The following is a 26,159-nucleotide window of genomic DNA, read 5'->3' on the forward strand; positions in this document are numbered from 1 at the left end:
TTCTAGCCATTAAAATTATCAGAAATGTTAAAAAATCATGTTGCCTTACTAATTAGTGAAAGTTTGAACTTCGAACCAACCGATGATCAGCAAAGGGCAATTGACTGTTTAGCAGATTATGTAACGAAGAATGATGAAGGTGGAATTTTTCTGTTAAAAGGTTATGCCGGTACCGGAAAAACGACTTTGGTGAGTGCTTTGGTATCGGTTTTGGATAAAATGAAAATTAATTCAGTTCTTCTGGCACCAACTGGCAGGGCGGCAAAGGTTCTGTCTCATTATTCAAAAAAATCAGCCTTTACAATCCATAAAAAGATTTATCGGCAGAAGTCATTAACTGATGATCTCGGGATATTTGCTTTGGACCGAAATTTGAATAGTAACACTGTTTTTTTAGTGGATGAGGCTTCCATGATTTCCAATTATTCTGCAGAGGCATCGGTTTTTGGTTCCGGCAGATTATTGGATGATTTAATGCAATATGTTTTTTCAGGAAAAAATTGCCGTTTGATTCTAATAGGCGATACTGCACAGTTGCCTCCAATTGGATTGGATATAAGTCCGGCTCTTGATGTTCATGAGTTGGAGTCGTGTTACAATTTGCCTGTAGCAGAGATGATTTTAACTCAGGTGGTTCGTCAAAATCAGGAATCAGGCATTTTAATGAATGCTACCAATTTAAGGGGCATGCTGGCCGATGAAAAAAGTGGTTATCCTGTTTTAACAACAGAAAATTATCTGGATATAAAACGAATTGGCGGAGCCGAACTGATAGAAGAAATTTCCAATGCTCATTATAGATATGGCTTGGAGGAAACAATTGTAATCAGTCGCTCCAATAAAAGGGCGAATAAATTTAATCAGGGAATTCGAAATACAGTTCTGTACCGTGAGGAAGAAATTTCAAGCGGTGACTATTTAATGGTTGTGAAAAATAATTATTTCTGGGCTCAGGACATTAAAGAAATGGATTTTATTGCCAATGGCGATATTGTTGAAATTGTTAGGATACACAAGCATCTGGAAATGTATGGATTTCGTTATGCTGAAGTTACCATTCGATTTCCTGATTACAAAGATGTGGAATTGGATACCATGATCATGCTGGATACTTTGGATATCGAAACAGCATCACTTGGTTATGAGGAAAATAAAAAGCTGTTTTTTACCATTGCCGAAGATTATGCTGATATTCGTTCCAAGAAAAAGCGATATGAAAAAGTTCGTGATAATAAATTCTTTAATGCCTTACAAGTGAAATTTTCATATGCTGTAACCTGCCACAAAGCTCAAGGCGGACAATGGAAAACAGTATTTGTAGATCAAGGTTACCTAACCGATGAGTTATTAACAGCAGAATATTACCGTTGGCTTTATACAGCGGTAACACGTGCTACTGAAAAATTATTTCTGGTTAATTTTAAAAAAGAATTCTTTCCTAACGAGAACGAGAATTAAAGCTCAATACCAATAATTAGAATATCATCGGTTTGTTCATTGTTTTCTTTCCAACTTTCAAACCAATTAAAAATATCCGATTTTTGAAGATTAATGGATTTTGATTGAACTGTCAGTAATTTGTCGTAAAACTGCTTCTTTTTAAGCGTTTTAAGCTGTTGCCCTCCAAGTTGGTCAGTTATACCATCTGTGTACAGGAAAATCCGGTCACCGACCTGTGTTTCTACTTTTTTAATTGTGAATTCGGCAAACTCTGATTCTTTACCTATAGAATTGCGGTCACCTTGAATTTCGAATAAAGAATATTCACCACTACTGTCTTTAGCCTCAATAGTTTCGTTATTGCATTTTAAGGGGGCTGAAGTCTTTCTGATTAAAACAAGTGATCTTTTTGCTCCTACAAATTCCAATATATGTTCTTGCGGGTAAATGGAGCAAAATAATCCATCCATTCCGTCGTATTGCGTGTAGGTATCACTGGATGTATTCAGAATCCGGCTAAATTTTTGACTGAGAAGTGGAAAAACATGTTCTGCACTAATCTCGTTTCCATTTTGAGAAAGAGTATGTAACTCCATTTGCCCCATAACAGTTAACATGGCTGCAGGAACTCCGTGACCGGTACAATCAAATAAACCAATGTTCTTCTTATGGAAATTCTGCTGAATCCAATAAAAATCTCCGCTTACAACATGTTTAGGCAGATTAATGATGAAAGATTTAGAGAATAATCTTCTGAAATTTTCCGCATCAGGAAGAATCGATCTTTGAATTCTACCTGCATGAATCATACCTTGATGAATATCGTAGTAAGACTTGTATTTGGAAATTTCTTGTTTTTGTTCATTGATTTGAAATGCAATTAATACTTTGGTTTGCAGTTCTGTAAAATCAATTGGCTTTTTAACGTAGTCCTGAGCACCTAAGCTTAAGGTTGCTTTAATGGATTCCATTTCTGTTTTGGCCGAAACCATAATAACAGGAATTTCTTTCAGCCTTTCATTCAATTGGATTTTTTCAAGAACTTCGATTCCATCCATTACAGGCATCATAATGTCAAGAAGAATAACATCAGGAATGTTATCGTTTAGCCAATCAAGAGCTTGTTGACCTCCTTCTTTTGAAATGACAGTATAATCTCGTCTGAAGTATGCTTCAATTAATTTATTGTTAATTGGAGAATCGTCAACAGATAGAATGGTTCTTTTGTTATCCATAATGAGTAAAAAGTGTAGGGTAGCATAAAGCTACCCTAAAAATATCAGTTTAATTCTAAAGAGCTAATAATTCCTTGAATTTTTTTATTGGCTTTATCTTCAGTAGCGTAAAAATCTTCAATTGAAGCAAGGTTTTCACGGACTTCGAAATAATATTTAATTTTAGGTTCGGTCCCCGACGGACGAACAGAAATCTTTGTTCCGTCTTCCAAATAAAATTGAAGAACATCTGCTGTTGTTTCAAAATCTAAAGCAGTTTCTTCTCCCGTTACCGGATTTGTGGCTATTCTTGTTGAATAATCTTTAACCAAAATCAAGGTTGATCCGTTAATTTTTTTAGGACGATTGTAGCGGTAGTTGTACATTAATTTTTCAATTTCCTGTGCTCCTTCCAGTCCTTCTCGAACGATGTAAATCATTTTTTCTTTCGAGTAACCATATTCTACATAGATATCTTTAAGAATATCGAATACGTTTTTGCCTTGCTCTTTAGCCCATGCAGCAATTTCAGCCATAATACTGCAGGAAGATACTGCATCTTTATCACGGGTGAAATCACCTGGCATGTAACCAAACGATTCTTCACCGCCACCAATGTAGTTTTTATCAGGATTTTTTCTGATTACGTCAGCAATCCACTTAAATCCTGTGTAAGCGTCAAAACATTGTACTCCATTTTGCTCGGCTACATCCTTGAATAGTTCTGTTGTAACAATAGTTTTTACTACATAATCGTTACCAGTTAACAGTCCAAGTTCTTTTCTTCTTCTAATTAAGTAGTAATTAAAAATAAGAGCAGTCTGATTTCCATTTACGATTTCCCACTCACCTTTATCATTAGTTGCTGCAATACCCAAACGGTCACCATCCGGGTCACAAGCCATCACCAAATCAGCATTAACTTCTTTGGCTTTATCAACAGCCATTTTAAGAGCTTCCGGTTCTTCAGGGTTGGCTGACCAAACTGTAGGGAAGTTGCCATCCACTACATCTTGTTCCGGAATATGAATGACATTCTCGAAACCGTAATTTTTTAATGAAGCAGGAACTAGTTTTACTGTTGTTCCATGCAAAGGAGTAAAAACAATTTTTAAATCTTTTTGATTTTTAATCGCTTCCGGTGAAAGGCTTAATGTTTTAACTGTATCCAGATAAAGCTTGTCCATATCTTCTCCAAGCACTTCTATTAAAGCAGGATTACCTTCGAATTTGATTTCTTCAAGTTTTATGGCCTTAACCTCAGCAATTACATTTTTATCGTGAGGAACAACCAACTGAGAACCGTCTTCCCAATATGCTTTGTATCCATTATATTCTTTAGGATTGTGTGAGGCGGTTATAATCACACCCGATTGACAGCCCAATTGACGAATTGCAAAAGACATTTCAGGTGTTGGTCTTAAATCTTCAAAAATATATGCTTTAATGCCGTTTGCAGAGAAAATATTAGCAACAGTATCAGAGTATAATTTGCTGTTGTTACGACAATCATATCCAATACAAACAGAAAGATTATCTTGTCCGGCAAATACTTTGTTGATATAGTTTGCCAATCCTTGGGTGGCGGCTCCAACAGTATAAATATTCATTCTATTTGTTCCCGGACCCATTTTGCCTCGTAGTCCTCCGGTTCCAAATTCAAGATCTTTATAAAAAGAATCTATTAAATCAGTTTTATCTTCTTTCTCTAATAATGATTTTACAGCCTCCTTAGTTTCCTGATCGTAGTTCCCCTCAAGCCAGATTTTGGCTTTTTCATTTACTATTTCAAAAATCTCAGTTTTGTTCATCTTTGACACTATTTCTTTTGGTTAACTATTCCGTAATTCTTTTAATACAATGTTCAATTCTGCTTCTCCAGTGTGGTATTTCTATCGTAAAAATATGTTTAATTTTCGATTTATTCAAAACGCTGTAGTGCGGCCTTTTTGCAAGGCATTGAAAATCCATGCTTTCAATGCTGTTAATTTTACATTTATTTTTTGACGTGTTTTGTATTTCTGTGGCAAAATCGTACCAGCTGCAAACGCCTTCATTGGAGTAATGGTAGGTTCCAAAATCATTAAATTTACTATTTTTATCAATACTCTCAATGATTCGGATAATTGCAGAGGCTAAATCATGTGCATAGGTTGGTGTTCCTATTTGATCGCTTACAACACCTAATGAATCTTTTTCTTTCCCCAGACGAAGCATGGTTTTTAGAAAATTCTTACCGAAAGGGGAGTATAGCCACGAAGTGCGTATAATGATGTGTTTTTTGCAAGTGCTTCGAACATTTTCTTCTCCCTCAAATTTTGTTCTGCCGTAAACGCCCATTGGTTTAGCCTTCTGATCTTCTGTGTAAGGTGTCGAATTATCACCGGAAAACACATAGTCTGTAGAAATGTGAATTAAAGTGATGTTATTCTGAGAAGCTGCTGTAGCCAGGTTTTTTACAGCGTCAGCATTTATCAATCTGGCAGCATCCTCATTTTCTTCTGCCTGATCAACGTTAGTATAAGCGGCGCAATTAACAATGTAGGAGATTTGTTTGTCCTTGAGGTAATTGCTTATTGCATCCAAAGAGCTAATGTCCAATTCTTCAATATCCGTAAAGAAAAACTGAAGATTGCTAAACTTTGCCGATAACTCTTTTATCTCAGTACCCAACTGCCCTTTAGAGCCTGTAATTAGGATTTTTGTCATACTCATTTGCTGTATTTAAAATTCTTTTCAGCTTCTTTGAAATTTGGATATACTTTATCCTTTGGGGATATGATAGCTTTGCCCGGCTCTATTCTCCAATTTATATTTAAGAATGGATCGTTGAAGTTAATTCCTCTTTCTGCTTCAGGATTATAAAAATTATCGCATTTGTAAATGAAGGTCGCAGATTCGCTTAAGACAGAAAATCCGTGTGCAAATCCCTTCGGAATTAAAAATTGAATTTTATTATCCGCAGACAATTCAATGCCACTCCATTGCCCGAAAGTTGGAGAATCTTTTCTTAAATCAACAGCAACATCAAACACTTTACCTTCTATTACGCGCACCAATTTTGTTTGAGAATAGGGAGCCAACTGATAATGAAGCCCTCTTATTACTCCATGTCCGGATTTTGATTCATTATTTTGAACAAATGACAAGTCAAGACCTTTTTCCCGGAAAATCTTTTCGTTGTAGCTTTCGAAAAAATATCCTCGTTCGTCTTCAAAAACTTTTGGTTTGATTATTAATAAATCGGGAATTTTGGTTTTGATAATTTCCATGTTAGCTGCACTGCTTATTAATGTTTTCATTGGCTACCATCATCAAATATTCTCCGTATTGATTTTTGAGTAATGGTTGAGCCAATTCAATTAGTTGTTCTTTGTTTATGAATCCGCTTCGGTAAGCAATCTCTTCCAAACAGGCAACTTTTAATCCTTGTCGTTGCTCTATTGTTGCAATGTAATTAGATGCCTGAAGCATGCTGTCATGCGTTCCTGTATCCAGCCAGGCAATTCCACGCCCCAAAACCTGAAGCTTAAGATTGTTTTCTTTTAAATAGATGAGGTTTAGATCTGTTATTTCGAGTTCTCCCCGTTTTGATGGTTTTAAAGACTTGGCCTTTTCAACCACAGTATTGTCGTAAAAATACAAGCCGGTTACTGCATAGTTGGATTTAGGATGTTTAGGTTTTTCTTCCAGACTTTTCACTTTGCCATTCTCATCAAAATCTGCAACACCATATCTTTCCGGATCTTTAACATGGTATCCAAAAACCAGTGCTCCTTCGGTTAATTTCGCCGAAGCGGTAAGTTGTTTGCCAAACTCATATCCGTAATACAGATTGTCGCCTAAAATCATACAGACAGGACTGTTTCCGATAAACTCTTCACCAATAATAAATGCTTGAGCTAATCCTTCTGGAGATGGTTGTTCTGCATACGAAAGATCTAGGCCGAATTGGTTGCCATTTCCAAAAAGATCTTTGTACAGAGGTAAATCTTTTGGGGTAGAAATAATTAGAATTTCCTTTATTCCTGCAAGCATCAAAACGGAAAGAGGGTAGTATATCATTGGTTTGTCGTAAACCGGAATGATTTGTTTCGAAATGCTTTTTGTAATCGGATAAAGCCTTGTGCCCGAACCTCCGGCCAGTATAATTCCTTTCATTTAGCGTGTAGGTTTGATTGATAATAAGTTATCAAAATACGAAATAGTTCGAAGTAAACCTTCATTTAATTGGATTTTTGGTTCCCAATTGTTTAATTCTTTTTTAGCAAGGCTAATGTTTGGTTGTCTTTGTGTTGGATCGTCTTTAGGTAAAGGCAAATGAATGATTTTAGAACTCGAGTTGGTTAGCTCAATTACTTTTTGAGCCAATTCTAAAATTGTAAATTCATTAGGGTTGCCAATGTTAACCGGCCCAATAAATTCCGGTCTTGAATTCATCATACGAATCATTCCTTCCAATAAATCGTCAACATACTGAAAACTTCTTGTTTGAAGACCATCGCCAAAAAGAGTAATGTCTTCACCTTTTAGTGCCTGGACAATAAAATTTGATATTACACGGCCATCATTTGGGTGCATATTAGGGCCGTATGTGTTAAATATACGGACGATTTTTATGGCAACATTATTTTGGATATGATAATCCATAAATAAAGTTTCGGCACAACGTTTTCCTTCATCGTAACAAGAACGAATACCAATTGGATTCACATTTCCCCAGTAGTCTTCTGTTTGTGGGTGTATTTCCGGATCGCCATACACTTCACTTGTTGAAGCCTGAAGAATTCGGGCATTTATTCTTTTGGCTAAACCAAGCAGGTTTATTGAGCCCATTACCGAAGTTTTGGTCGTTTTGATTGGATTGTATTGGTAGTGGACGGGTGATGCAGGACATGCTAAATTATAAATTTGATCGACTTCGGCATAGTACGGTTCAGTAATGTCGTGACGAACAAGCTCAAAATATGGGTTATCCATTAAATGGGCAATATTCCTTTTTGAGCCTGTAAAATAATTGTCTAAACAGATGACATCATTGCCTTCTTTTAATAATCTCTCACAAAGATGTGAGCCAATAAATCCAGCACCTCCGGTAATTAAAATTCTCTTCATAGTTTAAATCCTTGATCTGATTTGTTTACACAATTGATGCCTTTGTAATAGCCTCTCTTCCAATAGAGTAGTAGGTGTAGTTTAGGTCTTTCATTTCATCAAGATCGTATATGTTTCTTCCGTCGAAAATTAATTTTTCTTTCATCAATTTCTCCATCACTTTAAAGTTTGGCACCCTAAATTCAGACCATTCGGTTACAACTAGTAACGCATCGGCATCAATTAGGGCTTCGTATTGGTCTTTAGCATAGCTGATTGTGTCGCCAATTTTCCGATGGCATTCTTTTGCAGCAACAGGATCATAAGCAATTACTTCTGCTCCTTCACTTAAAAGTTTGTTGATAATAACCAATGATGGAGCTTCTCTCATATCATCAGTGTTTGGTTTGAATGATAAACCCCAAAGAGCAATTTTTTTGCCTTTTAAATCTCCATCAAAATGCGCCATCATTTTTTTGTACAGCACGCTTTTCTGGCGGTTGTTTACCAATTCAACAGATTTTAAAATTTCAAGAGGATGTCCCTTTTGTTCCGCTGTTTTAATGAGAGCCTGAACGTCTTTTGGAAAACAGGATCCGCCATATCCTGTGCCTGGATAGATAAATTTATTTCCAATACGGCTATCTGATCCAATACCACGGCGAACGTTATTTACATCAGCTCCTACAATCTCGCAAAGATTGGCAATGTCATTCATGAAAGAGATTTTTGTTGCCAACATCGAGTTTGCAGCATATTTTGTCATTTCTGCCGAGGGAATATCCATAAAAATTACCGGATGATTATTCATTAGAAATGGCTTGTAGAGTTTGGTCATTACTGCCTGAGCTCTTTCCGATTCAGTTCCAATTACCACTCTGTCCGGTTTTAGAAAATCGTTAATTGCAGCTCCTTCTTTTAAAAATTCCGGGTTCGAAGCAACGTCAAATTGAATATCAACATTTCGGCTTGTCAGCTCATTTTTAAGGGCGGCTTTAACTTTTTCAGCAGTTCCAATTGGTACGGTACTTTTAGTAACAACTACAAGGTAGTGATCAATGTATTGTCCAATTTCTCTTGCTACACCAATTACGTATTGAAGATCTGCACTTCCATCTTCGTCTGGAGGCGTGCCAACAGCAATAAAAACTGCATCAGCATCAGAAATACTATCTTTTAAACTATTTGAAAAAAACAATCGGCCTTTTTCCATATTACGTTTTACCATCGGCTCTAAGCCAGGCTCGTAAATTGGAATAATACCTTTATTTAAATTGTCTATTTTAGTCTGATCTACATCAACGCATGTAACAGTAATTCCCGTTTCTGCAAAGCAAGTTCCGGAAACTAAACCTACATAACCGGTACCAACAATAGTAATGTTCATTTCGTTCGTTTTAGAGTTTTATTAGGATGGTGTAAATTATGATGTAAATAAAGCGAAATTAATTCACTAATAAAATGATTTTGACGGCTGATTTTAGTGCATTGGGGCATCTAACATCACTAAAAAGAATTGTTGTGAAAAAGAGTAGGGATGCCAAATTAACAGCATCCCTACGTTAGTATATATTCAACTTATTAATGCTGATCTAGTTCGATTTTTTCACGTATTTAGTTAAGATCACAATCTGCTGTCCTTCTACACGGCCTTCAATATGTTCTGCATTATCTGCTACCAGAGAAATGTTACGAACAGCAGTTCCACGTTTGGCTGTAAAACCACCACCTTTTACATTTAAATCCTTGATTAGTGTAACTGTATCACCGGTTTGTAGTTGAGCTCCGTTACTATCGATATGTTTTACTGCATCTTCGTCGTTATCGCCTTCGCCGGTTGCTTTGGCCCATTCTAAAGTTTCTTCGTCCAGATAAAGCATATCCAGTAAATCTTGTGGCCATCCTTCTGAGCGCAATCGGTTTAGCATGCGCCAAGCCATTACCTGAACAGCAGGAACTGTGCTCCACATGCTGTCGTTTAAACAACGCCAATGGTTGACATCTGCTTGTTCCGGGTTTTCAATTTGAGAATGGCAGGTGGCACAAACCAATATGTTTTTATCAGCAGTTCCATTTGTTGGAGATACTTCGTATGCTTTTAAATCTTCTTTTGCACCACACAATTCACAAAGGGAACCGCTTCTGCTATGTAATTCTTTTTCAATATTCATTTTCTTATTGTTTAATTTGTGTCTGTCAAATAAGTTTTTTTCTTAGATTGACCAGTTCGATTTACCAGAGCACAAAGTTAAACGAGTTTATTTAAAATATAAATAGTGTGCCGAAATAGTTTTTGGTTAATTGTGGTTAAAGAGCTTAATAATCGTGATTATTTTAATGGATTTCCTGAAAAAATAGCTGTAACTTATACTATTACTGAGAATAAATGTATACTTTTGCACCGAATTTTATATATAATGTCTAATTTATTAGTGAAAAGTAATTAAACAAATGATTGAAGAAAACAAAAAAGTAGACAATTCTGCTCCAGATGCAGAATTTGATTGGGATGCGTTCACAAGTGATGAAGGATTCGCTGGTGGAAACAGAAAAGATTTAGAAGAAATGTATGATAAAACTTTATCTACAATTTCTGAAAAAGAAGTAATTGATGGTACAGTTATTTCAATGAACAAAAGAGAAGTTGTAATCAATATTGGTTACAAATCCGACGGTATTGTCAGCTTAAACGAATTCAGATATAATACTGAATTAGCAATTGGTGATACAGTTGAAGTTTATGTTGAAAATCAAGAAGACAAAAAAGGACAGTTAGTTCTTTCACACAAAAAAGCTCGTGCATTACGTTCATGGGATCGTGTTAACGCTGCTCTTGAAAAAGACGAAATTATTAAAGGTTACATCAAATGCCGTACTAAAGGTGGTATGATCGTTGATGTATTTGGAATCGAGGCTTTCTTGCCAGGATCTCAAATTGATGTTAAGCCTATCCGCGACTACGATGTATTCGTTGGAAAAACTATGGAATTCAAAGTTGTGAAAATCAACCACGAATTCAAAAATGTTGTTGTATCTCACAAAGCTCTTATCGAAGCTGAATTGGAACAACAGAAGAAAGAAATTATTGCTAAGCTTGAAAAAGGTCAGGTTCTTGAAGGAACTGTTAAAAACATCACTTCTTACGGTGTGTTTATTGACTTAGGTGGAGTAGATGGTTTGATCCATATTACTGATCTTTCATGGGGTAGAGTAACTCACCCAAGCGAGATTGTTGAATTAGATCAGAAATTGAACGTTGTTATCCTTGATTTTGATGATGATAAAAAACGTATTGCTCTTGGTCTAAAACAATTAACTCCTCATCCATGGGATGCTCTTGATGCAGAAATGAAAGTTGGCGATAACTTGAAAGGAAAAGTTGTTGTTATGGCTGATTATGGTGCATTTGTTGAGATTGCTACAGGTGTTGAAGGATTAATTCACGTATCAGAGATGTCTTGGTCACAGCATTTGAGATCTGCTCAGGATTTCATGAAAGTTGGAGACGAGGTAGAAGCTCAGATCTTAACATTGGATCGCGACGAGAGAAAAATGTCTCTTGGTATCAAGCAATTGAAACAAGATCCTTGGGAAGGAATTGAGGCTAAATATGCTATTAACTCTAAGCACACTGCTAAAGTTCGCAACTTCACTAATTTTGGTGTATTTGTTGAAATCGAAGAAGGTGTTGATGGATTAATTCATATTTCAGATCTTTCCTGGACTAAGAAAGTGAAGCATCCGGCTGAATTTACTACTATCGGTGCTGAAATTGAAGTTGTTGTTCTTGAAATAGATAAGGATAACAGAAGATTAAGTTTAGGACACAAACAATTGGAAGAAAATCCATGGGATGTATTCGAAACAATCTTTACAACTGACTCAGTTCACGAAGGAACTATCGTTGATATTTTCGAAAAAGGTGCTGTAATTGCTCTTCCTTACGGAGTAGAAGGATTTGCAACTCCACGTCACCTTGTGAAAGAAGATGGCTCTCAAGCTAAAGTTGAAGAAAAATTAGCTTTCAAAGTTATTGAATTTTCAAAAGCAGCGAAAAGAATCATTCTTTCTCACTCAAGAACTTTCGAAGATGAGAAGAAAGCTGACGAGACTGCGAAGAAAAAAGAAGTAGCAAAAATCGCTAAAAAAGGAGTTAAAAAAGTGAAAGATTCACTAGAAAAGACTACCTTAGGTGATATATCAGAACTAGCTGCTTTAAAATCGCAAATGGAAAGCGATGAAGTTGGCGAGAAATAATTGAAAATTAAGTAATTATGGATTTCAAGATTGACAAGAAAGATGGTTATACCCTTGTACAGGTATTGAAAGACAAGTTGGATACCCACATTGCTCCTGCTTTAAAATCAGAATTGGTTTTAATTTCCGGAAATGGTGAGAAAAGTATCCTTTTGGATTTAACTCCTTGTACATATTGTGATTCGTCTGGTCTTAGTGCAATACTTGTAGCCAATAGGTTGTGTAAAAATGCTAATGGAACATTTGTGCTTCATGGCTTGCAGCCTGCTGTTGAACGATTAGTTTCAATTTCTCAGTTGGATTCGGTTCTAAATATTTCTTATAATATGGATGATGCTGTTTCAACGATGAAAGGTCAAATTGAATTAAACAAATAGTTAGTGAAATTTGAAGTAACAATCTTAGGCAGTAACTCTGCTTTACCAACTACCAAAAGATTCCCAACCGCTCAAGTACTCAATGTACTTGAGCGGTTTTTTTTAATAGACTGCGGAGAGGGAACACAAATTCAAATGAAGCGGTTCAGAGTTCCTATGAGCCGAATCCACCATATTCTAATTTCGCACATGCATGGCGATCATATCTTTGGATTGATTGGTTTGCTGTCTACTTTTTCGCTTCAGGGACGAAAATCGGATCTTCATATTTACGGTCATAGTAAATTGGAAAGATTCATTCAGTTTCAATTGGAACTGTTGGAGACGAAACTTGATTATCAGATTTTTTATCATACCATTTTTGGAACCGAAATTCAAACCTTATTTGAGGATGATTCTGTAATTGTACAGTCATTTCCGTTAAAACACGGTGCAATGCCTTGTGCTGGATTTCTGTTTAAAGAAAAGGAAAGACTTCGGACTTTAAAATCGGATATGCTGACTTTTTACAATATTCCTATTAAAAACAGGCATGCTATTAAGCAAGGCGAAGATTTTATTCGTGAAGATGGAGAGGTGGTTCCGAATAAAAAGTTAACAAACGATCCGCCAAAAGTAAGAAGTTATGCTTTTTGTACAGATACGGCGTATTTGCCAAAAATTGCACCAATAATTGAAGGTGTCGATTTATTGTATCATGAAGCAACATTTTTAAAGGCAGAAGAAAAGCGGGCAAAAAAAACCTACCATTCAACCACAGAACAAGCAGCGAAAATCGCAGTAGAAGCTAATGTGAAAAAATTACTAATTGGTCATTTTTCTGCTCGTTTCGAGGATTTAAAAGAACATCTAAAAGAGGCAAAAGATATTTTCCCAAATTCAGCACTGGCCGAAGATGGAAAAAAGTTTTTTGTGGAACTTGATAGGGATTAATCATCTTACAATCAAGTTTTTTTTTACTTTAGCAGTTCATAAAATTTAAAATAGACACACAAATGAAGCGATTACTATTTATTGGCTTGGCTTTTGCCTTTTGCTCATCAGCAATGGGACAGCAAAAGCAAGATAAATCGAAATTTCAGGAATACAAGCCTGGCTATTATCAAAATTCGATTCTGAAGGACATTCGTAATGTAGATGAGCAATTGGAAAGTAAAGATATTGACAAAAAATTCTTTATGGATCAAAGCTCTTATGAATTGCCCAATAAAGTATCATTGTATAAGAACAATACGGAATGGGCACAACCAACACTTTCGCAGGGAAATACCGGAACATGCTGGTGTTTTTCTACCACTTCATTTTATGAATCGGAAGTGTATCGTTTACACAAAAAAGAGGTGAAAATTTCTGAGCTGTATACAGTGTATTGGGAGTACGTTGAAAAAGCTCGTCGTTTTATTCAGGAAAGAGGGAATTCTCATTTCGAAGAAGGTGCTGAAGGTAATTCAGTTGCTCGAATTTGGAAAGAGTACGGAGCATGCCCTGAGAGTGAGTTTACGGGATTGTTGAATGGTCGTAAATTCCATACTCATGCGAAGATGTATAAGGAAATGATGGATTTTCTGAATGGATTAAAGCAAAGTAATGCATGGAATGAGGAGGAAGCTCTTTCAACGGTCAAATCGATCATGAATCATTATTTAGGCACACCTCCTTCAAAATTTACAGTTGAAGGAAAGGAGTATACGCCACAAACTTATCTTGCTGATTATCTGAAATTAAATATGGATGATTATGTGGAAATTCTTTCGTACAAACAAGAACCATATTGGGAACAGGTTGAATACAAAGTGCCTGACAATTGGTGGCATTCTAAAGAGTATTACAATGTTCCTTTAGATGATTATATGACTGCTGTGAAGAAAGCTGTTCGTAGTGGTTACACAATGAGTATTGGTGGAGATGTTTCTGAGGCCGGCTTCTTAAGAACAACGAATTGTGCTATGGTTCCAACATTTGATATTCCTTCGGAGTACATTAATGATGATGCGCGTCAGTTACGTTTTTCGAATGGTTCTACGACTGATGATCATGGAATGCATTTGGTGGGTTACTATGTTGATAAGGATGGTAAAGACTGGTATTTGATTAAAGATTCAAGTTCGGGTTCAAGAAACATTGATGAAAATTCAGCTGAATTTGGATATTATTTCTTCCATGAAGATTACGTGAAACTTAAAATGATGGGATTTACAGTTCATAAAGATGCAGTGAAAGACCTTCTGAAAAAATTTAAGTAATTTACAAACCCCTAAGATTTTCTTAGGGGTTTTGGTTTAACTGAAATAATTAATGGAAACTACCTTTGTATCGATTTTAGGTTTTGCTGCAGCTTTCTGTACTACCGTTTCATTTATCCCTCAGGCATTACGTGTGATTAAAACGAAGCACACGAAAGATTTGTCTTTGGCAATGTATTCCATGTTTAATATCGGAATACTTATGTGGTTGATTTATGGGGTGTTGATAGATGCCTGGCCGGTTATAATTGCAAATGTTATTACTCTTGGTTTGACCTTAATAATTTTAGTGTTGAAGATAAAGTACAAATAGATTTGCAATCAGGTGTTTTTTGATTCGTGTATTCAAATAATGTAGTTTACGAGAACAAAATTTGTATATCTTTGTACGCCAAATAGGATTACTGAACAACCCCCTCAATTTATAGATTTTATGCAGGAAAAAATTCTGATTTTAGATTTTGGCTCACAATATACACAGTTGATTGCCAGACGAGTTCGTGAATTAAACGTTTATTGTGAAATTCATCCCTTTAATAATCCTCCCGTTATCGACGAATCGATTAAAGGAGTTATTCTTTCCGGAAGTCCGTTTTCTGTTCGTGACGAAAAGGCTCCGATTCCAAATTTATTAGAAATAAAAGGTAAACTTCCACTTCTGGGAGTTTGTTATGGTGCACAGCATTTGGCTCATTGTTTTGGCGGAGAAGTTATGGCTTCTAATAAACGTGAATATGGTCGTGCCAATCTAACTTCTGTAGATAACAGCAACGAATTATTGAAAGGCATTAGCTTGAATTCACAAGTGTGGATGTCGCATGGTGATACCATTGAGAAAATGCCTTCAAATTTTAAAGTAATTGCAAGTACTTCGGATGTAGAGAATGCCGCGTTTGTGATTGAAGGTGAGACAAGCTTTGGAATTCAGTTCCATCCTGAAGTGTATCACACAACAGAAGGAAGTATTCTGTTGAAGAATTTTATCGTAGATATTTGTGGTTGCCACCAAAATTGGACACCAGATGCATTTGTAGAAACTACAGTTGCTGAATTAAAAGAGAAGCTTGGAGACGAAAGTGTTATTTTAGCTTTGTCAGGAGGTGTTGATTCAACTGTAGCGGCAATGTTGTTGCACAAAGCAATTGGTAAAAATCTTTACTGTATTTTTGTTGATAATGGTTTGTTGCGTAAGAACGAATTCTCAGATGTATTAAAAAAATATGAAACCCTAGGATTGAATGTGGTTGGTGTTGATGCAAAGGAGAAATTTATTTCTGCTTTGGCTGGAGTTTCCGATCCTGAAACAAAACGAAAGATAATTGGTAATGGATTTATTGAGGTTTTCGACGAAGAATCTCATAAAATTGAAAATGCAAAATGGTTAGGTCAAGGTACTATTTATCCTGATGTTATCGAATCAATATCTGTAACAGGAGGTCCTTCTCAAACGATAAAGTCTCACCATAATGTTGGTGGATTACCTGATTTTATGAAATTGAAGGTGGTAGAACCTTTGAAGTTACTTTTTAAAGATGAAGTTCGAAGAGTAGGAAGAAGTATGGGACTGGAAGATAAATTCATTAGTCGTCATCCATTCCCAGGGCCTGGTTTAGGAATTCGTATTTTAGGTGATATTACTGCTGAAAAAGTTCGTATTCTTCAGGAGGTTGATCACATCTTTATCTCAGGATTGATAGAAGATGGATTGTACGATGAAGTTTGGCAGGCAGGAGTGATGTTGTTGCCGGTTCAGTCGGTTGGTGTTATGGGTGATGAGAGAACTTATGAAAGTGTTGTTGCTTTAAGGGCTGTTGGGTCTACAGATGGAATGACAGCAGATTGGTCGCATTTGCCTTATGAATTTCTTGCAAAAATTTCGAACAAGATTATTAATGGAGTGAAAGGTGTCAACAGAGTTGTTTATGACATAAGCTCAAAACCACCGGCAACTATCGAGTGGGAATAATACTTTACAGTAAAGGCTAAAATATATATATTGCAACGCAATATCTTCGATTGAAGGTATTGCGTTTTATTTTGATTGAAATGTTAGGATTTGAATTGATCTTGGTTGTCAAGATAAAATTTGTGGGTATTCTCAATATCAGCAATTAATTGATTTAATTTTTGAATTGATAATTCCTGATCGTTATCTAAAATATGTTTTTCCAATTCGATAATAGTAGTTCTTGCTGCTTCCATAGAGAAGTTTGCCAATACTCCTTTTAGTTTATGAGCTGCATCCTTTGCAAGTTTAAATTCCCCGTTATTTAAAGGAGTTTGGATGTCATCAATTCGGGATTTCCAAATTTCAAAAAACTTTTCGATCACTGTTTGTATAAATTCACGATTGTTGTCAACCCGTTTAAAAAGATCTTTGAAATTAATAATAGCGACTTTTTGATCACCTCTTTTTATTTCTCTTGGTAGATCTATAAGTTTTAGTATCAGCGATTTTAAATTCAGTTTTTCTGGAAAGAAAAGTATTTTGTTGTCTTTGCAAAGTTGCTCTTCTTCAGGATTAGTGGTAATAATAAGAAGCTTATTGTTTTTTGGAATAGTATTTGCGCAGTAGTTTTTTACAGATTTAACAGACTGATTTAATTCAATAGCATTTTGGTCATCTAACTGATATTTTGAGATAATTAAATCAAAATTTTCATCGATGAGTAATTCAATTGCTTCCTGTCCTGTGTTACAATTTTTAAAAGCTATTTGAGTCATTGAATCAATGTTCAGTGAATTATGAAAACCAATTAAAAGTATGTTCGGTTTATGTTTCATATTTGTATTTTACAATACCTGTATTTCTTATAAAAATTGTATCTTTCGGTGACTTTTTGAAATTTAAAATCAATTTGCGCAAAATTTATTAAAAAGCATAATTTATATGAGTAGTAAGAAATTATTTTTGAGGAACGTGGTTTCTATCTGTTTAGTCGGCCTGTTTATGTATGTCGGTGGACTTAAGGCTCAATCAGTAAAGAATCAAGCGATAAAATATCAAAATTTATTGGCATTAATCGATGCATTCTATGTTGATACAGTTAGCCTTGATCGATTAACAGAGGATGCAATTGTTAAAGTGTTGTCCGAATTAGATCCACATTCGGTTTATATAAGCAAAGATGAGATTCAGGAAATGAATGAACCGTTGCAGGGAAGTTTTAGTGGAATTGGCATCCAATTTAATATTTTGAGAGATACATTAATGGTTGTAGCAACCATTCCTGGTGGACCGTCAGAAAAGGTTGGTTTACGTGCCGGCGATCGAATATTGAAAATTGATAACGAAAATGTTGCCGCTGTTGGGTTAAAAAATAATGATGTTCGTAAAAGCCTGCGGGGTGATAAAGGAACAATTGTTAGTCTTGTAGTAAAGAGAAAACGCGAAAAAGAATTGATCGATTTTGTAATAACAAGAGATAATATTCCTATCCATAGTTTGGATGCGGCTTACATGATTAATAATCAGATTGGTTACGTCAAACTTAATCGATTTGCAGCAACAACTTCGGAAGAATTCCTGGAAGCTTTAATTAAATTGAAGGCTGAAAATATGCAGGATATGATTCTCGATCTAAGAGGTAATGGCGGCGGTTATATGCAGGCTGCAATTGAAATTGTTGATCAATTATTCGAAGCTGAGCAATTAATTGTTTATACTCAGGGTTTAACAAATCCAAGAAGGGAAAATATATCTACTGCCAAAGGTATTTTTAAAAATGGGAAAGTTGTTGTGCTTCTTGATGAAGGATCTGCATCTGCATCGGAGATTGTAGCAGGGGCAATTCAGGATTGGGACAGAGGCTTAATTCTTGGACGCAGATCTTTTGGAAAAGGTTTGGTACAACGTCAGTTTCCATTGTCTGATGGATCTATGATTCGTCTTACCACAGCTCATTATTATACTCCGACAGGAAGATGTATTCAAAAGTCGTATGAAAAAGGTTTAGAGGATTATCATCTGGATATATTGAACAGATATAAATCAGGCGAAATGATAAGTGCAGATAGCATACACTTTCCTGATTCGTTAAAGTATAATACATTAGTGAAAAAGAGAATTGTTTATGGAGGAGGAGGTATTATGCCTGACATTTTTATACCTATTGATACAACGGCTAATTTTAAATATTTCAATTTATTGGTTCGGAAAAATGTAGTTTATCCTTTTGTTGTGAATTATATGGATCGGAATTTGAAGAAGTTGAGAAATAAATATGCAAACTTTGAAGATTTTGATAAAAACTTTGAAGTCAGTGAAGAGATGCTTCAAGAGATCGTTTCTATGGGAGAAAAAGAGGGGATAGAGAAAAATGAAGAAGATTATCTTGCTGTTGTTGATGATTTGAAGCTTCATGTAAAAGCACTTTTGGCTAGGGATTTATGGGAGAGTTCTGAGTATTATAAGGTCGTAAATAAGAAGAATGATTTTATATTAAAAGCGGTTGAGGTTTTAAGTAATCCTAAGATTTATCAGAAAGAATTAGCGAATGAATAAGTAATGATACTAAGCCGAAAGTTTAACTTTCGGCTTTTTTTATTAATATCTTCTCGAAAACCTATGTTTTTAAGAGCTAAAGATTAATTTTGTAGCCGAAATGCGGATCGAAAGCTTTGGTTTTTGAAATGAATAAGGAATTGTTTTTCTTGTAACCGTTATTTGAAATAATTAAGAGACATTAAAAAAAGATAGTTTTGAAAACAGACTCGGGTAAATTCAGATTAATTGCAAAAACCTTTCAAGGGTTAGAGGAAGTATTGTTTCATGAGTTGGAGCAATTAGGAGCAGAAGAGATTAGAATCTTAAAGCGAGCTGTGAGCTTTGTTGGAGATAAAAGCTTAATTTATAAAGCAAATCTTCATTTGAGAACTGCAACCCGAGTTCTTAAACCAATCCATAAATTTAATGCCAAGGACACAGATGAGTTATACAAAGGGATTCAGGAGATAGACTGGAGCGAGTACATCACACATCGTGAAACAATTGCGATTGACAGTACTGTAAGTTCAGAAGATTTCAAACACTCTAAGTTTGTAACCTATCGTGTAAAAGATGCTATTGTTGACCAATTCTTCAACAAGATTGGAGATCGTCCAAATGTTCGGGTGGTTAATCCAACCCTAAGAATTAATATTCATATCGATAAAAATACCTGTACTGTTTCTCTTGATAGCTCTGGAGAATCATTACACAAAAGAGGGTATCGCGTTGCAGAAACAGCTGCTCCTCTTAATGAAGTTATGGCTGCAGGTATGATCTTGTTATCTGATTGGGATAAAAAAATGAATTTTATTGACCCTATGTGTGGTTCGGGTACCCTTTTAATCGAAGCCGCTCTTATTGCATACAATATTCCTCCTGGATTGTATCGTAAAGAATTTGCTTTTCAAAAATGGAAAGAATATGACGAAGATATGTGGGAAGATATCTATAACGAAGAAACTGAAGTAGAGTTCGAAGGAAAAATAATAGGTTCAGACATTTCTGATAAAGCAGTGGAGATTGCCGAAGCAAACATTAGAAATGCAGGCTTGCGAAGAAAAATTGATTTGAAAATTACTCCATTCCAGCAATTTGTTCCACCTATAGAGAAAGGTTTGATGATTACAAATCCACCTTATGGTGAGAGACTGAAAATTAAGGATTTGGAAGGATTGTATTCTATGATTGGAGAACGTTTAAAGCACAATTTTGCTGGATATGATGCATGGATATTGAGTTACTCTGAAGAGTGCTTCCATAGCATTGGATTGCGTCCTTCCCGAAAAATAACGCTGTTCAATGGCCCATTGGAATGTAAATTTCAAAAATATTCAATGTTCGACGGAAAAAAGAACGAAAGATATAAAAAGGAGTAATTAGGAAAATTGATTCCATATCTCATCAGCTCAACGATATTTTATTATATTTGTCCAGCGAGTAACAATAATTATATTATTTATGAACTTTGATCTAAACCAGTGGTATTCCGAAAAAATAGATGAAGATGCTATTTTCGACTATATGGGGCGGATTGAAGATGAGGATGTTACTGATATTTTGCAGTCGATTGAACAAATTTTGAAAGATCGGAATGAACCACCAAAACTTTTCAAGAAAGTTTTTAATGTATTGGTTGAACTGGTTCAGAATTTACATCACCATGGTGAGGTTCCTTCTGATTTAGATGTTTCCTATGAAAAATTTGGTGTTTTAATTTTGCGTGATGAAGGAAATCAATACAGAATTTGTGCAGGGAATTTTATTAAAATTGATGGATTAAGACTTATTCGAGATAGAATTGATCAAATTAATACATTGTCTTCTACTGAAACTCAAAGTTTATATAGGATAATCTTAGGAAACGACCAATTCTCTGAAAAAGGTGGTGGCGGACTAGGAATGGTTGACATTGCAAGAAAGAGTGGCAATAATATGGAGTATCAGTTTTTTCAATACAACCCTAATTTTTTGTTTCTTGCTATAGATGTAATTATTTAATAACAATCAAAAATAGATTTTCATGAATTCACTTATTATAGAAGGTAGCCCTAAAACACCAAACATAAATTTTGATGGTGATGAAGGTTCTTTTTTAATTTCCGGGCGATCAATTCCAGAGAATTCCTTAGATTTTTATAAGCCAATTATTGAGTGGCTTGATACCTACATTAGTGAACCAAAGGAATCTACGATCGTAAATATTAGACTTGAGTATTTTAATACCAGCTCTTCGAAATGCTTGCTTGATGTCTTTAAAAAGCTTGAAGTTATATTTAAGCGTGGACAAAAGGTTGGAATTAACTGGTATTATGAAGCGGATGATGAAGATATGTTGGAGGCTGGAGAAGATTATCAGTCTATTATTAAGATTCCATTTACAATGATTGAAGAAGAAGAATAGTATATTTTAAGATATATAAAAACCGCAAGTGAAAACTTGCGGTTTTTTTATGAATTGGAATCAGCCTTTTTTGAATTTGCAAATTGATTTATCGTTCGTATTTTTTCTTGTTAAATTTTTGGTCAAAAACACCTAATAGTTTCTTGAATAAGCTATAATACAGAATAATATATAGTGAAAATGTTGAGACCCAAATAACGATGATATTTACCCAGTACGTGTCGAAATATTGTCCAAATACCCTTTTCTGAGGAGCATAAAAGTGTGCTTTAATAAAACTTCCTTCAGGATTCCTGTAAATAGGATCAATTTTTTGGAATAATTTCCCTTTGTATTCAATAATTCGTTCGATATCGTTCGAGTTTCTAACAAACTCAGTAAGACCTTCATTTGTGTATGTTTTTTTCATGTTCACAAATGCCTGTTTGTCTAAAAATCCTTTTTGTAACTTGGTTAAGCGTTCATCCTTTTTACGATTCGAGACATTATATAAATTAATGTAGTATCGGTTCAATTTATTAAAATACTCCCGCGTCGCTTTAATAACGTCGGCGTTTAAATTTTGAGGATTGAGTTGATCTAAATTATCAAATGGAATTGCAATTTGATCAAGATCTTCTATCGAAAGTTCGTTATGAAGAAGTAATAAATTTTCGGCAAGTTCCTTCTTTTTATCCAGTAACTTAAGGTATCGTTCGCTGGTGTTTAATTTGTTTTTAAGAATCGGTAACCAATAATTTTTACGATAATCGGCTTTACTCATTAACTTTTCGTAGATATAAAAATTAGCCATGTATTCGTTGTCTTTGTATTGTTTTACAGCTAAAGCTTCATAAGCCCAACGAGCAGTTATTATTTCACCATACCAAGGAATATTATTTGGCGTGGAAATGGTCGGATTAAGTTTATCGAATTTTACAATTATACCACTTAAAATTAGCTGTGGTATTAAGATAAAAGGAATTAAAATGTAAATGGTAATTACAGTTTTAAAACTGTCCGAGATGATTAAACCAAGCATATTAGCAAAGCACCAGGCACTGAAAAGAGCAAGCCAATATTCAAAATACATTCCTTTAATTTCCAGAATAGAGTTGCCTATTATCGTAAATAAAAAGGCTTGAAAGGCCGATATAGAGAACAGAATAACAATTTTTGAAAGTAGATAACTAAACTTGCTTAAGTTTAAAAACCGTTCCCTTTTAAGAATTTTTCGATCTTTAATAATTTCTTCAGCACTAAGCGTTAAGCCTATAAACAGAGCAACAATAACCGACATGAAAAGGTATACCGGAAGATTGCTGTTGTTACTAAATGTATAACCTAAATCATTGGCAACGTCAATATTGTAAAATTTAATAATATAACTTAAAAGAAATGCTAATAACGGCGTTTCAAATAAATTAATAAATAAGTATTGGCGGTTTGCCAGTTTGGAAATTACATCCCTTTTTACAAATACACTAAATTGTTTAAATATATTTGGAATTTTGAATGTTACCGGAGGAAGCTCGGTTGTATCATCAATAGTTTTATTAACACCCACATATTCGTGATATTTTTTATACCATTGAATAGGAGATACCTTTCTAACCTGTGTAGGATTACCGTATTCATCCAATACCTCAGATTCAATAATATTAAAAATCTGGTCCGCATCAACGTTACCGCATGATGAACATTCGCTTTCTGTACGGTTTGCCCGCATTGTTTGCGATTTGAAATAGGTTATCGCATCAAGTGGATTCCCGTTAAAAATCAGATAGCCGCCAGTATCCAAAATTAACAAGCGATCGAACATCTTAAATATATCTGAAGACGGTTGATGTATTACGACAAAAATCAACTTCCCTTTTAATGCTAAATTTTTAAGAAGATCCATAATCTTTGCAGAATCTCTCGATGATAAACCTGAAGTTGGTTCATCAAGAAATAATACGGAAGGTTCACGAATCAATTCCAAAGCAATATTTAATCGCTTTCGCTGTCCGCCGCTAATTTTTTTATCCAATGGATTTCCCACTTTAAGATTCCGGGCATCGTACAACCCTAAATCTTTAAGCAAGTTCAATACAATTCTAATTAGTTGAAAAGTGCTGAATTTGTCGAAGCAAAGTTTGGCATTAAAATATAGATTTTCGAAAACGGTAAGCGATTCTATTAATAAGTCATCCTGCGAAACATGACCAACAACACCTTCCAATTGAGATTTATCGGCTACAATGTTGTATCCATTAATCTCTACAATTCCATCACTGGGATTTTCTGACCCATTTAAAACATTTAAAAGCGTTGTTTTACCAGCACCACTTGATCCGATAATACCAACCATTTTTCCCGATTCTTCCTTGAAAGAAAGATCATGAATACCAATATTATTTTCTTTAAACCGGTATTCAATATTTTTGGCTTCGAATACAACTCTTTTGTGTTCCTGATCGCGATGAAAGGTCGTGGCAATATCACTAAAATAAATCGGATTAATTTTCGGATTTCGGATGGATGAACCTTGAGTTAATAGATGTACTCGCTCTGGATTAAGATTCTGCCCGTTCATGATTAGTTCTTCAATTCCCTTGAATCGCAACACAAACATGTCTACTCGCTTAAGACGAAGAATTTTAATTTCACCTACGAAACCTTCAGCATAATAATGTTCTCCTACTTCAAATACTTTGTTCTCATTACTAACGGTAAGTAAACGTACAGATCGGGTGATTTCATCGAAATCATTTAGAACAAAATTCTTTAATCGATCATAACTTCCAAGAGGAAGGTTAAAGGTCTCTGCAACAGTTTCAACAAAGGCGAATTCTTGATTACTAATTTCTTTTTCCAATTTTAGGAATTCCAACAACTGAATGAGGACAATCACCTTTTGTCGGACAACGAGTTCTTCGTTTATTTCAGTGCATATGCGAAGCACTCTCACCGAGCTTGCTGAAGTGTATTTTTTAATTTTGGTGGTTCTTGTAGTACGCTTCTGGTTAGCCTCATAGTGTTGATCATATAAGCTAAGATATTCTTCAGCTGTTTCTTGATCAAGTTGTTGTTTGAGATATTTGGAAACCATTCTTCGCCTCTCAATTGCTGAACTTTTTGGGTGAGCAATGATTGCAAATAGCTGCATTAAAGCCTTAAGAATTCGTTCACTCATAGAATGTGAAAGTTAGTGGTGTGTTGTGAGAAGAGGTGAACGGATATTATTGTTTAAATCCGATCAGGAGAAGGACAAATCCGGATGTTACTTCTTTCTGATTTAATTTGGCTTCAATGGTACAATTTATTGAGTTGGTAAATTGAAAATCCCAATAAGGCGAGTTCTTATGATCCTTATTGGAAAAAAGCAAATGATTTTCCTCATCGTAAATTGAGAAGATTACATTTTTTTCCATTTTACCAGTGGCTCCTACAATTCGGTAATTGTTATTGGCATAAAATGTTGTGTGAAATTCAGCAACTTCACCACCCGATAGAAGGGCTTTATATTGTTGGCCATCGGATATAAATTCAGGTTCCAGATATTTTGTGCAGTTTTGCAATGTAACATCCGATTGCGCATTAGAGTGAAAGCTAAGGCCTGTAAAGAATAATATAAGAAAAAGGGTATAGAAGCGATTCATAAGTTGTTTTTTTAATTGGATTACTTGATGATGTAGTTACGAATAACACTTACTTTATCAGTAATTGAAGCTAACTGTTCTTTATTCATTACCAATTCAGATTTGCTTTTTATAATTGTAAGTTTGTTTTTAGCATCAGTAATTGGAGGAATATATGTGTATTTATCTTCTATTTCATCAAATGTGTAAGCTAAATCGATTAATCGATCAACCAGAAAATAGAAGTCTTTAGATTCATTGGAATAGGGTACTAAAAGTTTTATTAAATTCTCAAGAGGTCTTTTCTGCTCTGAAATCCGAGTCATTAATTCTTTGTTTGGACTCGTCTTGATTTGTTGGGTTAGAATATAAACAGATTCTATCCAACCACCTGCTAAGATTAAAGCTCCGGTATTTTCTCTGTCATTGACTTTTAAATAATTATCGATTTTACGATAGGTAGTACTTACAATAACGAGCAAAGAGTCTCTATTTTCAATATTTTTCTCAATACGTTCAATCGTAGGTTTATCCATCGCGTTGTATAATCCAATTTCCTGAGAAATGATTTTTAAAACCGCAAAATAACTTGCTGCATCCTGAGTTTGATGATAGATGTTAATGTATCCTAAATCAGATCCGTAAATGCCGAAATTTACAGCTTTGCTAAAATTTTCAACATAGTCGCTTGCTTTGCTTGTCGTATGCAATAAATCTTTATTGTAAGGAATTCCCGATTGCTCAAGAAGCAGTGAGATTTGATATGGAGATGGAAGACTGAAGAGAATATTATTGTATTTAAAAATATTCGCAGACTGATCTATATCTTCCATGATAGCAGCTTCTGCAGCTATCTCGTCAGTGGCAACATCATTTTTAGTCTTATTTTTACGCAAAATAAAAAATGTTACTATTGCAGCAATAGAGATTAAAATAAGAAATTTAATACTGTTTGGTATTTTGTTCTTCGGCATATTGTATAACTTAAAATTTATTAAGCCAATTTAGAAAGAATAAACTACTTCTCAAAGCTCTGTGTATG

23 protein-coding genes are annotated in these 26,159 nt (G+C 34.9%); 11 read left to right on the top strand and 12 right to left on the bottom strand.

The window, feature by feature from the left end:
• Positions 1-24 precede the first annotated feature (24 nt).
• Positions 25-1,458 (top strand): ATP-dependent DNA helicase, encoded by a 1,434-nt coding sequence (locus tag GQR60_RS05245; RefSeq protein ID WP_124991916.1) that lies wholly within the window; start codon positions 25-27, stop codon positions 1,456-1,458.
• On the opposite strand, the gene GQR60_RS05250 is transcribed toward GQR60_RS05245, so the two are convergent.
• The 8 genes from GQR60_RS05250 to GQR60_RS05285 form a co-directional block, all read right to left on the bottom strand.
• Entirely contained in the window at positions 1,455-2,675 is a 1,221-nt protein-coding gene (locus GQR60_RS05250; protein ID WP_124991917.1) for a response regulator, read from the bottom strand. The two genes, GQR60_RS05245 and GQR60_RS05250, sit on opposite strands and share 4 nt — an antisense overlap.
• 44 nt (positions 2,676-2,719) lie before the next feature.
• Positions 2,720-4,465, bottom strand: a complete 1,746-nt coding sequence (locus tag GQR60_RS05255) for a phospho-sugar mutase (RefSeq protein ID WP_124991918.1) — start codon at positions 4,463-4,465, stop codon at positions 2,720-2,722.
• A gap of 25 nt (positions 4,466-4,490) precedes the next feature.
• Positions 4,491-5,363 carry a dTDP-4-dehydrorhamnose reductase gene (gene rfbD, locus GQR60_RS05260; protein WP_124991919.1) on the bottom strand — a complete coding sequence of 291 codons (873 nt, stop codon included), beginning with the start codon at positions 5,361-5,363 and terminating at the stop codon, positions 4,491-4,493.
• A 2-nt stretch (positions 5,364-5,365) separates the two neighbouring features.
• Positions 5,366-5,956 (bottom strand): dTDP-4-dehydrorhamnose 3,5-epimerase, encoded by a 591-nt coding sequence (rfbC, locus tag GQR60_RS05265; protein ID WP_225441346.1) that lies wholly within the window; start codon positions 5,954-5,956, stop codon positions 5,366-5,368.
• The gene (gene rfbA / locus GQR60_RS05270; protein WP_124991920.1) at positions 5,928-6,815 is read right to left on the bottom strand and encodes a glucose-1-phosphate thymidylyltransferase RfbA; all 888 of its coding nucleotides are present in this window, start codon (positions 6,813-6,815) and stop codon (positions 5,928-5,930) included. Before rfbA ends, rfbC begins: the two co-directional genes overlap by 29 nt.
• Positions 6,816-7,769 carry a UDP-glucuronic acid decarboxylase family protein gene (locus GQR60_RS05275; RefSeq protein WP_124991921.1) on the bottom strand — a complete coding sequence of 318 codons (954 nt, stop codon included), beginning with the start codon at positions 7,767-7,769 and terminating at the stop codon, positions 6,816-6,818.
• Positions 7,770-7,794: 25 nt separating this feature from the next.
• Complete coding sequence (locus tag GQR60_RS05280) at positions 7,795-9,135, bottom strand: UDP-glucose dehydrogenase family protein (RefSeq protein ID WP_124991922.1); 1,341 nt, start codon at positions 9,133-9,135, stop codon at positions 7,795-7,797.
• 205 nt (positions 9,136-9,340) lie between these two features.
• The gene (locus GQR60_RS05285) at positions 9,341-9,919 is read right to left on the bottom strand and encodes a PhnA domain-containing protein (protein WP_124991923.1); all 579 of its coding nucleotides are present in this window, start codon (positions 9,917-9,919) and stop codon (positions 9,341-9,343) included.
• Positions 9,920-10,199: 280 nt separating this feature from the next.
• On the opposite strand from GQR60_RS05285, the gene rpsA reads away from it, so the two are divergent.
• The 6 genes from rpsA to guaA all read left to right on the top strand — a co-directional run bounded on the left by rpsA (position 10,200) and on the right by guaA (position 16,591).
• On the top strand, positions 10,200-12,005 hold the full coding sequence (gene rpsA / locus GQR60_RS05290) for a 30S ribosomal protein S1 (protein WP_124991924.1): 1,806 nt from the start codon (positions 10,200-10,202) through the stop codon (positions 12,003-12,005).
• 17 nt (positions 12,006-12,022) lie between these two features.
• Positions 12,023-12,382 (top strand): STAS domain-containing protein, encoded by a 360-nt coding sequence (locus tag GQR60_RS05295; RefSeq protein WP_101311468.1) that lies wholly within the window; start codon positions 12,023-12,025, stop codon positions 12,380-12,382.
• A 3-nt stretch (positions 12,383-12,385) separates the two neighbouring features.
• Positions 12,386-13,315, top strand: a complete 930-nt coding sequence (locus GQR60_RS05300; RefSeq protein WP_124991925.1) for a ribonuclease Z — start codon at positions 12,386-12,388, stop codon at positions 13,313-13,315.
• 62 nt (positions 13,316-13,377) lie between these two features.
• Positions 13,378-14,625, top strand: coding sequence for a C1 family peptidase (locus tag GQR60_RS05305; protein ID WP_225441347.1), 1,248 nt, complete (start codon positions 13,378-13,380; stop codon positions 14,623-14,625).
• A gap of 52 nt (positions 14,626-14,677) precedes the next feature.
• Complete coding sequence (locus GQR60_RS05310; protein WP_124991926.1) at positions 14,678-14,938, top strand: SemiSWEET transporter; 261 nt, start codon at positions 14,678-14,680, stop codon at positions 14,936-14,938.
• Between the two features lie 120 nt (positions 14,939-15,058).
• Positions 15,059-16,591, top strand: a complete 1,533-nt coding sequence (guaA, locus tag GQR60_RS05315) for a glutamine-hydrolyzing GMP synthase (RefSeq protein WP_124991927.1) — start codon at positions 15,059-15,061, stop codon at positions 16,589-16,591.
• A gap of 83 nt (positions 16,592-16,674) precedes the next feature.
• On the opposite strand, the gene GQR60_RS05320 is transcribed toward guaA, so the two are convergent.
• Positions 16,675-17,409: an Hpt domain-containing protein gene (locus tag GQR60_RS05320; RefSeq protein WP_124991928.1), complete on the bottom strand. Its 735-nt coding sequence runs from the start codon at positions 17,407-17,409 to the stop codon at positions 16,675-16,677.
• 106 nt (positions 17,410-17,515) lie between these two features.
• On the opposite strand from GQR60_RS05320, the gene GQR60_RS05325 reads away from it, so the two are divergent.
• The 4 genes from GQR60_RS05325 to GQR60_RS05340 all read left to right on the top strand — a co-directional run bounded on the left by GQR60_RS05325 (position 17,516) and on the right by GQR60_RS05340 (position 21,515).
• The gene (locus GQR60_RS05325; RefSeq protein WP_101311462.1) at positions 17,516-19,129 is read left to right on the top strand and encodes a S41 family peptidase; all 1,614 of its coding nucleotides are present in this window, start codon (positions 17,516-17,518) and stop codon (positions 19,127-19,129) included.
• 197 nt (positions 19,130-19,326) lie between these two features.
• Positions 19,327-20,490, top strand: a complete 1,164-nt coding sequence (locus GQR60_RS05330) for a THUMP domain-containing class I SAM-dependent RNA methyltransferase (protein ID WP_124991929.1) — start codon at positions 19,327-19,329, stop codon at positions 20,488-20,490.
• A gap of 82 nt (positions 20,491-20,572) precedes the next feature.
• Positions 20,573-21,112 (top strand): SiaB family protein kinase, encoded by a 540-nt coding sequence (locus GQR60_RS05335; protein WP_124991930.1) that lies wholly within the window; start codon positions 20,573-20,575, stop codon positions 21,110-21,112.
• Positions 21,113-21,134: 22 nt separating this feature from the next.
• Positions 21,135-21,515, top strand: coding sequence for a DUF1987 domain-containing protein (locus GQR60_RS05340; protein WP_124991931.1), 381 nt, complete (start codon positions 21,135-21,137; stop codon positions 21,513-21,515).
• Positions 21,516-21,603: 88 nt separating this feature from the next.
• Here the strand turns inward: GQR60_RS05340 and GQR60_RS05345 are convergent, their stop codons facing one another.
• From GQR60_RS05345 to GQR60_RS05355, 3 genes are read right to left on the bottom strand one after another with little or no spacing between them, the layout of a single operon-like run.
• Positions 21,604-24,672 carry an ATP-binding cassette domain-containing protein gene (locus tag GQR60_RS05345; RefSeq protein WP_124991932.1) on the bottom strand — a complete coding sequence of 1,023 codons (3,069 nt, stop codon included), beginning with the start codon at positions 24,670-24,672 and terminating at the stop codon, positions 21,604-21,606.
• A 46-nt stretch (positions 24,673-24,718) separates the two neighbouring features.
• Positions 24,719-25,138 carry a hypothetical protein gene (locus GQR60_RS05350; protein ID WP_124991933.1) on the bottom strand — a complete coding sequence of 140 codons (420 nt, stop codon included), beginning with the start codon at positions 25,136-25,138 and terminating at the stop codon, positions 24,719-24,721.
• A gap of 20 nt (positions 25,139-25,158) precedes the next feature.
• Positions 25,159-26,091 (bottom strand): hypothetical protein, encoded by a 933-nt coding sequence (locus tag GQR60_RS05355; RefSeq protein ID WP_124991934.1) that lies wholly within the window; start codon positions 26,089-26,091, stop codon positions 25,159-25,161.
• Positions 26,092-26,159: the final 68 nt, after the last annotated feature.

This window comes from Labilibaculum euxinicum (assembly GCF_009795715.1).
Lineage (GTDB): Bacteria > Bacteroidota > Bacteroidia > Bacteroidales > Marinifilaceae > Labilibaculum > Labilibaculum euxinus.

Coding starts and splice junctions, on each gene's coding strand:
- GQR60_RS05295 (WP_101311468.1), top strand. CDS start 12,023: ATGGATTTCAAGATTGACAAGAAAGATGGTTATACCCTTGTACAGGTA.
- rfbA (WP_124991920.1), bottom strand. CDS start 6,815: ATGAAAGGAATTATACTGGCCGGAGGTTCGGGCACAAGGCTTTATCCG.
- GQR60_RS05340 (WP_124991931.1), top strand. CDS start 21,135: ATGAATTCACTTATTATAGAAGGTAGCCCTAAAACACCAAACATAAAT.
- guaA (WP_124991927.1), top strand. CDS start 15,059: ATGCAGGAAAAAATTCTGATTTTAGATTTTGGCTCACAATATACACAG.
- GQR60_RS05285 (WP_124991923.1), bottom strand. CDS start 9,919: ATGAATATTGAAAAAGAATTACATAGCAGAAGCGGTTCCCTTTGTGAA.
- GQR60_RS05350 (WP_124991933.1), bottom strand. CDS start 25,138: ATGAATCGCTTCTATACCCTTTTTCTTATATTATTCTTTACAGGCCTT.
- GQR60_RS05245 (WP_124991916.1), top strand. CDS start 25: ATGTTAAAAAATCATGTTGCCTTACTAATTAGTGAAAGTTTGAACTTC.
- GQR60_RS05275 (WP_124991921.1), bottom strand. CDS start 7,769: ATGAAGAGAATTTTAATTACCGGAGGTGCTGGATTTATTGGCTCACAT.
- GQR60_RS05250 (WP_124991917.1), bottom strand. CDS start 2,675: ATGGATAACAAAAGAACCATTCTATCTGTTGACGATTCTCCAATTAAC.
- GQR60_RS05310 (WP_124991926.1), top strand. CDS start 14,678: ATGGAAACTACCTTTGTATCGATTTTAGGTTTTGCTGCAGCTTTCTGT.
- rfbD (WP_124991919.1), bottom strand. CDS start 5,363: ATGACAAAAATCCTAATTACAGGCTCTAAAGGGCAGTTGGGTACTGAG.
- GQR60_RS05335 (WP_124991930.1), top strand. CDS start 20,573: ATGAACTTTGATCTAAACCAGTGGTATTCCGAAAAAATAGATGAAGAT.
- GQR60_RS05320 (WP_124991928.1), bottom strand. CDS start 17,409: ATGAAACATAAACCGAACATACTTTTAATTGGTTTTCATAATTCACTG.
- rfbC (WP_225441346.1), bottom strand. CDS start 5,956: ATGAAAACATTAATAAGCAGTGCAGCTAACATGGAAATTATCAAAACC.
- GQR60_RS05255 (WP_124991918.1), bottom strand. CDS start 4,465: ATGAACAAAACTGAGATTTTTGAAATAGTAAATGAAAAAGCCAAAATC.
- GQR60_RS05280 (WP_124991922.1), bottom strand. CDS start 9,135: ATGAACATTACTATTGTTGGTACCGGTTATGTAGGTTTAGTTTCCGGA.
- GQR60_RS05345 (WP_124991932.1), bottom strand. CDS start 24,672: ATGAGTGAACGAATTCTTAAGGCTTTAATGCAGCTATTTGCAATCATT.
- rpsA (WP_124991924.1), top strand. CDS start 10,200: ATGATTGAAGAAAACAAAAAAGTAGACAATTCTGCTCCAGATGCAGAA.
- GQR60_RS05325 (WP_101311462.1), top strand. CDS start 17,516: ATGAGTAGTAAGAAATTATTTTTGAGGAACGTGGTTTCTATCTGTTTA.
- GQR60_RS05355 (WP_124991934.1), bottom strand. CDS start 26,091: ATGCCGAAGAACAAAATACCAAACAGTATTAAATTTCTTATTTTAATC.
- GQR60_RS05305 (WP_225441347.1), top strand. CDS start 13,378: ATGAAGCGATTACTATTTATTGGCTTGGCTTTTGCCTTTTGCTCATCA.